Raw genomic sequence first — 14,845 nt, 5'->3', positions numbered from 1 at the left:
GCGATTAAATAACAGTCCCGAAAAGTAATCGAAACTGACTTGAAACAATCTACCCGTGTGCGCCGTGGCTTTTGGCGATTTCGATCCAGTGTTCGGAGAGACCTTTGGAGTCGGCACCGATGGAATGCGATAAAAACAGGGCCAGCGCCATCATGAGAATAGCAGCTTCACGGACGGCATCCAAAGTTGAAAGAGTTTCGGACAGTTCCTGAATTTTGGTATTCAGTAGTTCCTGGTGCCCCTGAACGAAGTTAAGAACATCTTCCGATTGTACTTGCAGGTCGGGGATTACGAGAATATCCAGCCATTCAGCCGGGATTTGTTTACCCAAAGTAACAGCATCCATCGTTCCCAATCTCCGCCAGGAAGCGAGTGTTTGGGTATCACCCGATTCTGCCAAGCCGGTATCGAGCAGTAATTCGAAGGCAACATCTGCCAGATTCTGCATCATTTCCAGGTAGGCGTCCTGGGCTTGCTCAAACGCGCTTGTCTCCTGTCCTATGAGGTATTTTTCAACCGTCAGTTTTGGCAGGTCGAGTACTTCCGGGCATTCTTTCAGACAGGGAAATTCCGAACCCTCGTGCATGTATTGAGTGGTGCCGTTTTGGATCTGCCGGCCCAATGGAAACAAGCGGCAAGCCAATGGCCGGGACGGGTGTACACTGCATCCCAGGCCGTCTTCATACAAACTGCATGAAGGTTTCCCGGTGTGATTGGGGGTTCCATTGAAAAGCAAAACAGTTCCGGCTGACCGGGTATGCTTCCTACGGAATTCCTCCAAAGTCATTCCCTTTGCCTGTGCTAAACGCATCAACTCCCACGGATTAAGCCTTACCCGGTTTCCGTGGCAGCAGGTTCCTGAGCGGGAACAGGTTAATGGGAGGGAATCCGAGCGATTTAATAGCGTATTTTTCACGGGAGAAATAAAGGGTAAAGGTAGGAAAAAGGATGCTTCACTCTATTAAGATCCTATTGTAAGATAAAATGAAGTGAATAAGAAATTCAACAGTATCAGAATATCCCTGGAAGCAGGAATTCCAGATAAATTAACTCCAAAAATAAATCTTCACTACAGCCAAAAGCATTGTTGCTGATTTCGAATAACAAATCGTTCGTCGGTTCAGGCGTTTTATGTGCGTTCTTAAATTGAGGTTTTGCCTTTCAATGTGATTTATTCCACGATTTTTGGTTGAATGGATCCGAACCGGAATAAGTTCTTTGTAGATATTCAGCTTGTCTGTTGTGATTTGCTTTGCATCAGATAAGAGCAAGGTTGAAATAATTCTTTTCAGATTGGTCTTGTTTCTTCTACCTACTACTAAATCAATAACCTCTTTTGTTTTAGCATTCAAGGAGTAGGCAACGCAAACCCGGTTGTTCTTATTTCCGATGTAAGTAAACAACTCATCTACTTGATAGGTTTGGCCGAATGAAACAGTAGGTGACCGTTTTATTGATCTTCCAATCTTCAATATTCTTCGCAGAACCGTTGAATTGGAAATAGTCAAAACTCTTGCAATACTTCTAATTCCGCACCCTTCTTTAACCAGTTGAATTAACTGCTGATCTTCAATTAGTTTTGATCGGTATTTATAGTCCTGGCGTTGGTATTTCAGGCAACTTTTACATTGATAGATCTGAACAGTTTTTTGCTTTCCTTTTCGAATACACGTTTCATGACAATAGTGGCAATTCATACAGGTGATTTTTGATAACATGTAGAACGATCTTATGGAGTTTTAAGTATCTAAGAACGAAAAAAAGAACAAGTGAAGGGGAATCCTCACTTGTTCTTTTTGTCCTAACAGCTTATTTACCACTGATAATTAGACCATTAACTTCTTCAAATTCTAAAAAGTGATTATTGAGAACACTACCTAATTGCTTAACCTAATCAAATTTTACTTTTGGTTATTCCATTTTTCCATTTGAATAATAAGAAATGATTAAACACGAAATTTACTAGTAAAAAGAGAACAGGAATTACAATTAGAAAATCTCCAGATTCCTCACTTCGATCAAAGTAGAAAAACAAATAAAGAGGATAATTAATTGACTGTAAATAAATAAATCCTGAAATAATTAATTCTATCGTGAGAATGGTGAAATAAAAATATTGTAAAAAAAGATTTAGAATTAAAATTGTCTTTGACTTTCCGCTAAGAACAAATAGAAAAGCAGAATACAATACAAAAAAGAAAAGAATTTTTTTATCATGAAATTCCTCTCTTTTTTGTACAAAAGCAATTAAGATGGTAATAAGATTAACTACCATCATTACTTTTAATATCAATTTTGAAAATCTGTTAAGTTTAATCATTGTCCTATATAATTATATGCCTTTTGCCCATTACGCTTAAATCCGTACATATCAGACACTTCTTCAGAAGTCATTATACATGGAGAATCATCCCAACCATTTTTGGTGAAAAAGTACATCGTTCCTTTTTTATCATATCCGAGAAAGATACAGCCATGGGTAGTTTTTTCTTGAGTGCCGTCCATCATATCCCAGCTGGAATTTCTAAACTTAAAAATTGTTCTTCCAAATGTCCACTCATTATATTTGGTAGATACATTTTTATAATCTGGCTCTTCCAAACGGTCGTCAAAATCCTTCGCTGTTCCATATTTATAATTTTTTTCAGCTCCATTCTCTAATGGAAAACGTCCTTGAGAAGTATAAATAGCACTTGCCCAACAATTGTATTCTTCAGAATTTCCCTTTAATGTATTTTGAATAGCTGTGTTTATAGACCCCGCAATATCTTCAGGAATAGGTATGTACTTACCTGCCTCAGATTCGGCTAAGTTACATGCATTTTGAAATAACTTTTCAGCTTCCCTTTCTGGTATGTCAAGAAATTTTGCCAAAGACTTTGCATCGTCTCCCTCTTCAAACTTTGCAGCTAAGATAGTTGTCGTTTTTTGAATGTATTTAGCTTTGTCAGTTGGATGATCTTCTATAGTCTTATGCTCAACAATAACTGGAACCCAACCACCATCTGGATCAATACAAAAAATAGGATTGTTGTTAAAGCTAGTGTATTGAGAACCTACAAACTGACTAAAAGGATCCATGCTCAACCAACGTCCTAAACGTGGGTCATACTGTCTAAACTCTGTCGTGTAGCTATTGCCGTCACCTTTTACTTCATTATCACCTTCGTAGCCGTTGAATGCATAACGATAAGCAGAATTCGAACCGGTAAGTTCCAAATCCCGTTTATGCAGTTTTACCCCAAACGGAGAGTAATCTGTGCTCTGGCGGATGTCGGCTAAGTAACCGGTGACAGTAATATCTTCTATGCTGACATCATCAATATAAAAGGTTCTTGGTGATACAGCTCCGCCCATACTCTCAAAACGCAAATACAAGTTGGTAAACGTAGTTCCCGTAGGAGTATATGTAAATTCATAAGTACCATTGCCGGAGCAGTTCACAATCCCGAAAATGGTTGAACTTATGGCTGTATAAGCCGATACAGGCCCGCTTCCGTTCAAATCTATCTTGAAACGGACCTTGTAGGAATGCCCGGCTGTGGTAAGACTGTTCAATGAGCGGCGTGTACAATAATGGGTTGGAACATTGGATACCTGCAACTGACCGCCAACCAATGATAACACCACTCCGGGATCATTGATAAATCCTCCCAAACCGCTGCTAAAGTCATTGCTGTAAATGGATGTCTGATCAGAAACAGGCAGAACTTTATCACTCACCACACTCAACACATTCCCCAAATGATTGGACAACTCGTATGTCTTATCCCCGATGTGGTGGTGAATGTTTGCCATGGAATAGGTCTCATTTTGAGTACCCAGTAATTCAATACGTTCATTGTGTACTCCAAGTCTGCTGCTTCCGTAGATATGTTTCTCGGTTTGAGTAAAACTCACACTTTGCTCTAAGTTATTTATTATACGTTCATATACACTCATCACATTTCCTTGTGCATCCAATACGTAATATATACTTTTTTCACGATATTCCGCATCTTCATTGGAAATGTGTTTTGCAATACGGTGCCCCATGGCATCGTAATCGAAATAAATATCACGCTTCATTGGCGTACCAGAATTAGGATCCCAATAAGTTGATTCCAATTTGCCATCAACACGCCAATTATAAACTCTGCCTTCCTGTTTGTCATAAATCAAACGTCCTTCTGCATCGTAGCTGTAGTTATTGGATGCCTGCCCTATCCTAATATCATTTCCTTCCGGGTAGTCATAAGCATCCTGTACATTGTACAAGCGGTTGTGCTTTTTAGGGTTTGATGTTCCAATGGCCCCGGCTGCATCTTTGTATTGGTAAGACAACTGGTCAATAATTCCGCTGGCCGTTTCATCGTAGCGCACCTGGGTCATGATGTTCCCGTTGGCGTCGTAGGTGAATTGATTGTAATACATGGTTGTACCACCGGTATTCCAGGAATTGGTAGCCAGGTTTATATTATTAAAGCTGCGTGCTTCATACAAACGGTTCAACTGGTCGTACTTGTACGCATTTCCCAAAGGAAGTACCTCGCGGGTATCCGGATCGGTTATTGTAGTAACCATGCGCCCGATATTCCCATTGTACAGCTGGTTTGAATTCGCCACCATTCCGCTGCCCGCAGTTTGGGTCGCTACAAAGCTGTTATTTCCTCCGATTGCGCCGCCGTAATCGCCATCAAAGTAATGCAGGCTGTAACCAAATACGTCGTGAGCAATGAATTTATTATCACCAGCGGCCCCATCCTGTCCCGGATCGCGGTTCACATCCAGTGTATTGGAGTTAACTCCCTTGATCCAACCCTGCAGCGTGTAAACGTAATCAACACCCTGTACTTCCTGGTCCCCGATAATGGTGCGTGCCAAAGGTCCGTGCTCGTAATATAGGTAATTGACCTCACGGTCCCACATCGTACTGATTTCCGGTTCGTTTTGCAGGGATGCAATCGAAGAATACTCACTTGTCAATGGCGTTTCAACCGTTGTATACACATCCGTAATGCGGTTGTCCGCATCGTAGGCATAAGCATGGTGCCACTGATCGGATTGCCCGGTCTGGTAATCTACCCGGTGTACATTGCCTGAGATCAAATCATAGATATAATCCAGTTTCTTGATCCGTTGCGCGGAAAGATTGGTCATTACCTTCACCAAACGATTGTCCTGGTATAAAGTCTTCACATTCCCGTGAATATCGTAGTCGTAATGTGTAGCATGATCATAGACATTATCACTTGCAGAATAAACTGCCGAATAAGTCACATGGACAATGCGCTTACGTTGTGTGGCTTTATTGAGTGTGGTACTGGTGAAACCAAGATCCGAGTTGATCGCTGCATTGGTCTCATCGTAATAACTTTTTGTGACCTCCTTGCGGGTGTTAACGGCATTATTGGATAACCATACTCCCAGGTTCGCATCATCCACCACGTTCGGTACGGTAGTACCACCAACGTTCGTCCCGAAAATTCCTGCGAATTTAATTCCACTTGTATTTTCGGATTTTTCTCCTGCTTCTTTTACACGTCCCAACCCGTCATAAACAGTATATGAGTACTTGTCATCGGTAATTCCGCTCGCCCCTGCCTGTCTGGAGTTCTGGCTCACTACAATCCTGCCCAAACGATCGTAATAGAAACGCGAAGTGAACAATTCTTTTTCGTATTTCAGGTAGCGCACCATAGCGCCTCTTGAAGTCACATCGGAAGCGTTTACAAATGAACCTCCGTAAATGGCGCTTGTAGAAGAACTGAAAGCCAATGCTGTAATATTGTAGGAAACCAAAGTTGTTCCAAATTCCGGATCGGTAATCGATTCCGGCAGATAACCAAAACCTCCGCTCAGGATATCATGTGTATACGGAGCATTGCTTGAAGAGGATAGACTGTAAATTTTACCTGCATCACCGACAGCCAAACCAACTTTGTTGTCAATAAAATAAACATCCCGGAAAGTAACCCCGGAGACCGTTGCAAGACTATAACCTCCAAGTGCAGCAGGATCATTTCGGTAGTAATAAATGCCGCCGCCGTCCCCGACCATGATCGCAGATGTGTTCTCAAATACATGAAGCCCGCGGATGGTGTTCGCAGCTGTATACACATTCGATGGAGTAATGGTATATGTTCCTGATAAAAGCGTCAGGTTTACTTTCGCCAATGTGCTGTTGAAAGCCATGTAACCGAATAACGGATTTACTTTCGAGAACTGGATATCGTTTACTGTTCCGCTGATCGCATACTCAGCAACTGTTCCGTTATCAGCTTTCAAATAGTAATTAACACCACCTATCAGGGCAAAATGTTCTCCGTTCGGTTTGGACTTGGTCCACACTTTCTTCAGTCCTGTTATACCCGGACCGGTAGTAGGTTTGATTATTTTCCAATCCAATCCGCCGTTTAAAGTAGAACGTACAAAGTAATTATCCCCGATCAAGGTCCCGATTTGACCATTTTCAAAATGCACATCGTTATACTTCGGTCCGAATACCCGGTTGATACGTGTACCGATATTTTGGCTGTAGCGGAATATTTCTGTTCCGGTACCAACCACCATTACTTTATCTGTACCTGTAATAATCGAAGCACCGAGGAAATTGCGATTTGTCTGGCTGATTGCCGGCATAAATGATTCCGTGCTGATATTCGTGGTGTAATAAAGAGCACCGTTATCTCCCACGATACATACTTTACTAACTCCCGATGTTGTTAGAACGGCAATATCATTGATTGTTTGCCCTGACAAATGAGCCTTAACCGAAGACCCGGTTGTCGTATACAATGTTGGAGCAAGCGTTCCGTTTGACTGGATCATAGCCAGGTCTCCGTTTTTACCTCCGTAAACATAATGAGTGTTACCACCATAAGTGACCTGGTTCATCGCACAAAGGTCAGATGTTATTCCAAGCGGCCTCAATTGAGAAGTAGAAGTACCGGTTAAAAAGATCGGTCTTGTGTATGCCTGTCCGTTCTCCCCTGCAATCAGGTTCATAGACGGAGTGTATTTCATTTCCGTTAGTCCGTAAAGCTGGTGGGATTTGCGGTCTGTAAATACCAAAGCAGTTCCTCCACCATTTGAAGGCGGCACAAAATTAACCCCGGTAGAGGTGAAAATTCCCCCGTTAGTTCCGATGAGTGTAACGTTTGAACCGTGTGCTGCGATCTTAGTAATCACCGAACCGCTCAAAGCCGGAGTACCTCCATAATAAACGTATGCACTTGCTCCAGTCGCAGCTCTGACATACAAACGTGTATCTGAAGAGCGATATGCAACAATATGGTCTATCGATGAAATAGTAATTTTATCCATCGATACAATAGATGTCATTCCTGATACCGCTGAGAAAAGAGAGAAACTCGTTACTGCACCCGACGACTGGGAACGGTATAGATTACCATTATCAGCCACTACTTCCACCGCAATTTCAGAGCCGGATTTGGCAACTACCAGTTCTTTCGGAATAATTGAACCGCCTACCCAATCTACAATTGGTGTAAAGCTCACATTAGATCCGATCGTTGTAAAAGAATTGGATTTGTACAGCCTGTAATTTGCAAGCGTGTTATCGTATGCAAGTCCATAATAGGTCAGGTTTGTTCCATCATTGTATGTGTAAACAAGAGACATATTGATATTCTGTGCCATTGTTGGGTTTTGACTCAACTCGGAGCAAATACCCGAGGTGTTCATTACCACATTTTTGGAATAAGCTGCATTAACAGTACCGGCTTCATATCCCTGAACGAGTACTTCGAGCGTAGTAGCCGTGCGCCGGTTAAAAGATAAAGTGGCATCGGTATATTCACTGGAAAGCGCAGTCCAAGTTGTTCCTCCATCTGTTGTTTTTCGAATGACTTTAACACCGTTTTCAGTGATACGGGCAATTCCTACTGTGGCATTCAGCATATGAATTTGATCAATTACTCCTTTCGCGTCTGATTTCTGCAGGCGTTGTCTGAAGGAAGCAGCAGCCGTACCGTCAATTCTGGAAGTATTTCCATCATTACCACCAACGATTGCCGCCGTAGTCGTATAAAATGAAAGTGCCTGGAGATTTCCAACTACCGTTTTATCGAGTAACAAAGCATTTCCGGATGTGTTGCTTGTTATAGCAGTTACATCAAAGGTTTCCGTACCATCACTTACCGTCAGGAGATAGATGATCCCCTGGAAATTGGTTGTGCTTCCCTGCAGTGTAAAATCTTTTACAGCTACCAAAGAATATGGATTCGGCAAAGTTCCGAATAATCCAAGGTAAGTACTGGATACTCCTGATGAGTTAACTTTATAAATGAAACCATTACGATTTAACAAGTATGCATCTGTTCCGATAACTTCCATAGCGACATACTCTGCATAGTTTGCAGCTAGCGGCATGTCGGTCAAATCCCAGTTATTTCCTCCGTCTTTCGTAATTAAACTCAATCCGTTTGATGCCAGTGCATAACCTACTGTGGCAGAGACCATGTATACTTCCCTTAAATCTGTGCCCAAGGTGTTAGTCACGCGCACCCAGTTCAAACCACCGTTACTGGTTTTAAACAAATATCCCCGGTTCACCAGCGGCGCAATTCCGGTTGCATTTATATAACCCGTAAGATACCCCTGGTTTGCATCAATCATTTGGATTCCGGTAGTATTCAAAGCAATCGGCAAGCCATTCGGCAAAGACGGCTCGAAGACTTTTATAGGATCCTGGTCGGGCATATTTTGTGCCACCAGCTGGTTCAACGAGTTATACAGGTAAGTTGTGGCCATACGGTGACTGGTTGTCACTTTGTGCGTATTGTTCAATCGGTCATTTTTAATCCCATCCCGTATCTGCGCATCGTTCATATTGACAAATTCAACTCCTTCCGGTGGAATCGTTTTAACCAGGTTCCCTGCCTGATCGTAGTAGTAAAGGGTAAAATGATGCTCAATCTCTCTGTAACTTAAAGACATGTTTTCAGTAGAGCGCATACAGTGTTCAATATACTCCTGTCCCAATTGGGTATAGAAATCCTGGATTTGCTCATTGAAATGGTTTTGAGCATTCACTTCGTTGTTACTTTCATAAAAAGCTACACACGGATCCTCAAAATCGATCTCAAAGCTTTCGTAACTCACCATCGGAGTATCAACCACGCATGGAATTTCACTTACGGATTGACAAAAGTATAAAAGGTCTCTTGACTCACTGGCCAGGTGGCTCAATGTCAGGCTCAGGTTCGAGCAGTATTCATCCACACAATAACACAATTCTTGTTCCATGAATACGTCGTAATCAACAATAGCAAGGTCTTCCGAATCATTGTTATCATTGAAGTAATTCGTACATGAAACATATTGGTCGTATTTTGAGCTGCAGGTATTTTCGGGTTCAGCATCCATTAATGCACAATAAGAAATAATGCTAATAGGATGACTTAAATTTTGATGCGGATCAGCAGTTAAATACTCCAATAAGTAATTCAAATAGCTAGCTTCACATTTACAGGAAACCACACCAGAAGCTACTGCAGTTAAAGAGGCATTATTTGTTGTGGCCCAATCAGAAGAATTGAAGTAATTTATGACACTAGTATAAATCGTATGCAGATCAACACAGCCTCCACCGCTTAAATTGAATTCTCCGCATAAATCAGCAACAGAATAATTATTTGGACAAGCAGTTGTAGTTGTTAGATCTAATATTGTTCTAAAAGCTGAAAGCATATTATTACCACAGCAATATCTTCCATCTACGAATTGAGGGTAAGTTAGCATCGGGTATAAGCTTGCATAATTAGAACAGGTTGGATTTGTTGTCTGATGAGCTACAAATAAATTATATGCACTCACATAATCTTCATACAAATCTAAACAATAGGTTTCGGAATTATTATCAGCCTCTGTAAACTCTTCATCATTCAAAGAACCCAGGTCAATTTCTCCGTCTACCTGGTCAGACCCCGCAGGTCCGGATTCACCGGCATGGCCCTGGGTACACCCGGTACATCTTTTCAGCTTAAAGCAGGAGGTTCCGAAGATAGAGTCCTGGAAGTAAGATCCTCCGTAAGAATAAGTCACATATAATTTAAAATCGTTGTAAGATCCGTAAACCGTCTGGTTTAACAGGTTAATGCTATTCACGGAAACAATGTTATTGAAATGGAAATTCGGGTTTGTTCCGTTATAAGTCAATACCAGGTTACAGGTATCCGGCATCACATAGGTCAGCTTTGCCCCCACACCGGTTCCGGTAACCGTACCGGTAACTGCAGTTGGGCTTGGCACCAATTGATCATTCAATGTAGAGGTCCAAAGTGGTGAATTGTACAAGCTAAACGGACTGTTTTGATTTTCGAGGGAAAATTTCAAAACAGCCATCAGGTCTTCGTAAGTATCGTACTCCAATCCGGTACACAAAATAGCATCGTCCAATCCGCACTTTCCAACAGGAATAGCTTTGTTGTCTGAACGCAATAATTCACAAGAAAGTGTTGCCAGGTAATTGCTCGAACTGTTCAGACAAACGAGTTCCATCGTATTATTAGCACCGGCTTTTAACTCGTCGATAAATGCGATGGTTGAAATAGATGACAAATTAAATGAGCCCGGATCTGTTCCGGTAATTTTGATAGTAATGGTGTTTGTTGCATCCGTTAATACAAACCCTGGAATAGCGGCATCGTATTTCCATTTAATCGTTGTTCCAGGTGAATAAGCAGGATTGACAGTATACTTCAGTGCATTCGTCATGAAATTGCTGTATGGGATCGCTGTCAGGTCTACATAACTGGTACTGGTCAAAGTTCCCATTTGAGCCAGTGTTTTTACCATATTCTGAAGTGTCTTCCCGAAATCATTCAATTTGCACACATCCGGGAAATTACAGTTGCCAATCTTAAACTTCGTTTTTCCGGTTAAATGCTGAGTGACCATTTCTCCTGAAATCATCACCTTTACATCTATTGTAAAATGGTAGAATGGAGCTAAAAAACCTGTAAACTGCAGGTTATTGAACGAAATAATATCGGACCAGTTGTAGCTGGCACTTCCTGAAGCTTTAACCAGTTGGAAAGTACCATAATTAAAAGTTCCCTCCATTAGGTCTACTTCCAGCGTAGTACTGGTAGTGGTTCCTGTGTTTTGTACCCAGGTTAAATTCGGAATGGAGATTGGCGTTTCAAAGTTGTTAATTGTCATAACCAGGCTTGACAGGTTTGCCAAAGTACTGGATGCTGAAAAATTGGTAGTTGCCAAATTGTGATCTGAAGCAACTTCTGATAACAAACGCTGGAATGCTGTTGCAATAGGACATTGTCCGGTTTGCAGATAAGCCTGGTACGCAACTTGTGCGGGATCCGTATTGACATTTGCCAATTGGTTCCCGAAACGCGGTTGTTTGTATTTGTAATATGCCGCTGTAGCAATAAAACACGGCTGGTTGTTATTCATGAAAAATTGTCCTCCAAAATAAGGAATAGCTCCTGGAAAAACTGTCAGGAATCCAAACTGGAAAGGATTGAAAGAATCGTCACCTATACATCCGTTATATCCCGGATTTGAAACACTCAATGCAGAGGCTCTTGCGGCTTCATATTGAAGCTCCTGCTTTGCAGCGATGTACATTCCACGGAACGTAATCCATTCTGCATCCCGTAACTGGGTATTCTGTGTAGATGTATTCCCTGCAACATCTAATCCGAAAGCCAAATCGGTAGCGGACGGAACAGTTCCAATCAGGCTATTTCCACCCCGGTTCATCATGGCAGCTGTTTCCATCATGGAATAATTGACTCCGTTAATTGTTGTGTAGTTAAATAATTTTGAGTTCATTCCGGAAGGATTCACATAATTGGAGTATGGATCCCATGGATATGTTCCATTAATAGTAAGGATGTTATTGATACGGCCATTTACACTAACTGAGGCATAATTTGGATTAATGAATCCGGCAGTAATTGCATCAGCCCATGTATTAACACTCATCATTTTCTGGTCAAACGACTCTGAAGTATATGGATCGGAAGAATTTACTTTTACGTAATACTCCTTGTATTTTTTCAAATAAGCATATTCCGGGTGGTAATAGACCAACGAATTTCCCCACTGACGGTTTGCATTGTAGTAAGTAACGAAATCACTTACGGATTTTAAGTATTGAGGGTAGGTATAATACGTTCCTGTAGTATTATCCAGGAACACATGAGTTCCTACCGTTCTTGTAGTAGGATGAAGCAATGGTGTTGAAATAAGCATCTGGTTCGATGTAATGCTCACATTTTCCAGGTAAATCCGCGATTTTGTTACTCCATCTTCTTCAAAATAAAAATTCTGAATAGTTGCCTCCACATCGTAGCGTGGATTTCTCCAATGTGCCCCCGTCTTTGGAAGACGGTTTGTACTTCCGCCCGTATTGTCATTCAACACCGAAAGTGGGTACATATCCGGATCTACCGCATTTTGATTATTCAGGTATTGTGCATATTGTCCGTCAGGAAAAACGTCTACCATCAATATCTCACGCATGTTTTCATAATAGGAAGCTCCTTTACACGGTGCATTACATGATTCCAGTTCAAAGTTGTACTGCTCTTCTGTTCCTCCTGCCTGAATGTATTCCAATAAACTGCCCAAATTGGTAACACATTCCGCACAGCTGAAATCATCCGAACAATCATTGATGTTCGAACTTGCACCAATCTGGTCCAAAATATCATCGTATTGATTGATACATCTGTTAATCCCATGTGAAGAGGTATCAGTATACATCTGCAGATAGGTTTCCAGAGCTTCCTCATTAACAGTCAGGATTTTGGTAATCTGGTAAGTTCCGACTTCCAGTGTATCAGTATTAAATGTCGTTGTAAATGAAGTATCTTTGCAATCTGTAAGGAATTGAATGTCTCCGCTTGGTAATTCTTTAAAACGTCCTATCATTTTTGAAGACACTGCTACAGGACTCACCAGATCGCCGCATAAATTCCGTACCTCGATAGACAAATCATATACACAATTCAGACAAAACTCTCCCAGGCAGGCAGTATTAAATCTTCTGATTTCGATGTCATAGCTGATGGACAAACTTGTTCGCCCGCTTAAGGAAATGGTTTGGTTGAATTCTTTCGACATTCCATCAAATGACAACTTATTGGACGTTGAATTCCCGTTTGCATCCTTTGCGAAAAGATCTACGGTTAAAGGAGCAATAGCAGCTGCAGAAGGGAGTTGTTGAAGATTTCCCGGAGCTTCTCCTGCAAGGGAAGTTGCCACAACTCTTCCTTCCTGATCCAAATAAGAAACACTTACTTGTCCATTGGGATCAACCACCATGTTTTTCTGGTAATGGGACGCATCACCGACTTCCGAACCAAATAAACGGTCCAGTTGTTCCTGGAAAGGATGCGCATAATAATACAAGCTCGGATGAGTTGGGATATCCGTTGATAACTGAAATTCTTTCCCTACACCTCCTTGTCTGCGGATGCGCCCAGTATTATCCGGCATATACTCCACCTGGCTGAACGGAAATCCGAGCGCATTCGGAACATATGCCTGGCTTCCGGCATTGTCGGTGTTACTTGTTGAATAATACTTAGAAGCTCCATTACTCGCACTCATCGAGTCGATTTGCATCGGGTTACAAGGATTCTCTTCATTTGAAATATCAAAATCAGTCTTCGAATAAGGCTGATCTGAACTATTCAAATTAAAATCCGGATAGAATTTCAATGAATTCTCCGTATCCTCTACATCACAATGTGAAGGGTCTGTAACCGGTACTGGCAATACCTGAATAACAGGTCTTCCCTGGTGATCGTAGATTGTTTCCCCCACAATGGCGTTATGATCTGTACTGATTTTTGTAACCATTTGCCGGTTTCTAAGGGAACCGTCATAAAAGGAGACTACCTCTTTCTTTTTCCCTTCCTCTGCATACGTTGCGCTATACTGCCAGTTCTTTTTGAGATCGAATGGTTCCGTAGCTTGTTTACTAGTTGCAGGAACAAGTCCAAGTATTTGAGGGCCGTCAAGAATAGACCATTTGGAGAATAAGAAGTTATAAGGAGGCACACTTGATCTCCCCACTGCCCTAACCCGGAAAACGATATACCCCTGATCAAAAAGCAGGGATATTTTGTAACTTGTTTCTTTGGTAGAAACCCTTGTGGCGTTGTTCCGAAAATCAATATTCAGGTTATTAATTTCAGTCGTCGTGAGATCAACAGTATTGACGAATGTCCATTCCAACTGGTATTCTTCAGCACCGGGAACCACATCCCAGGAAACTGTCATTTCATCTCTCACCAGATCACAATCCATATCTAATGGATCTCCCGCTGCAAGATTATAAGTATTGAATCCAACCTGTGAAGTGAAATCATAAATGCGGTCAACAAATACATCTGCCTGCAAATACAAGTTTGCCGGCATAGCCATTGGACTTTGAACAACACCATTCACCTTAACCTGTGTAATGGTAATATCCATTCGCTCCACATTGTCAATTGTAATGGTATTCTCATCCACATAGGTCAAGGAATCAATCGGATAATAAGACACCTTCAATGTCTTTGTCTCCGGGGATGCTCCCGATCCTCCAGCAGCGGTATATTTCACAATACTGATCGTAACTTCGGTCACCGATTGGTTCACGTGATTCAAATAATGGTGGTCCACCCCTAAAGTAATGACACCTTTCCGTGTCAAGTCAACAGTTGGTGAAAGTGACCAGGAAGGTGGTGTAATTGTCGTGAAACCTGAAGTCATACTTCCGGTTAATACCATTGTATTATGAGGTATAAAAACTGCACTTGCATTTAAGCTAACAAGCAGCAGAACTAAAAGTGATATGAATCTTACAACAAACATGGTTCGATTA

The 14,845-nt window shown here is 41.6% G+C and carries 3 protein-coding genes; all 3 read right to left on the bottom strand.

The features are described from left to right. Nucleotides 1-49 precede the first annotated feature (49 nt). The 3 genes from QZT69_RS18530 to QZT69_RS18520 all read right to left on the bottom strand — a co-directional run bounded on the left by QZT69_RS18530 (nucleotide 50) and on the right by QZT69_RS18520 (nucleotide 14,835). Nucleotides 50-916, bottom strand: a complete 867-nt coding sequence (locus QZT69_RS18530) for a YkgJ family cysteine cluster protein (protein WP_294680223.1) — start codon at nucleotides 914-916, stop codon at nucleotides 50-52. Nucleotides 917-1,046: 130 nt separating this feature from the next. Then, nucleotides 1,047-1,697 (bottom strand): IS1 family transposase, encoded by a 651-nt coding sequence (locus QZT69_RS18525; protein ID WP_294680222.1) that lies wholly within the window; start codon nucleotides 1,695-1,697, stop codon nucleotides 1,047-1,049. A 619-nt stretch (nucleotides 1,698-2,316) separates the two neighbouring features. Continuing rightward, a complete protein-coding gene (locus QZT69_RS18520) occupies nucleotides 2,317-14,835 on the bottom strand; it encodes an RHS repeat-associated core domain-containing protein (protein WP_294680221.1) in 12,519 nt (4,172 codons plus the stop codon). Nucleotides 14,836-14,845: the final 10 nt, after the last annotated feature.

The organism is uncultured Fluviicola sp. (assembly GCF_902168135.1).
GTDB lineage: Bacteria > Bacteroidota > Bacteroidia > Flavobacteriales_D > Crocinitomicaceae > Fluviicola.
Note: the sequence above shows the minus strand (reverse complement) of the source record. Positions and strands in the feature narration are given on the sequence as shown.

Bases quoted from the DNA above. Each gene is read 5' to 3' on its own strand.
- QZT69_RS18520 (WP_294680221.1), bottom strand. From the start codon at position 14,835: ATGTTTGTTGTAAGATTCATATCACTTTTAGTTCTGCTGCTTGTTAGC.
- QZT69_RS18525 (WP_294680222.1), bottom strand. From the start codon at position 1,697: ATGAATTGCCACTATTGTCATGAAACGTGTATTCGAAAAGGAAAGCAA.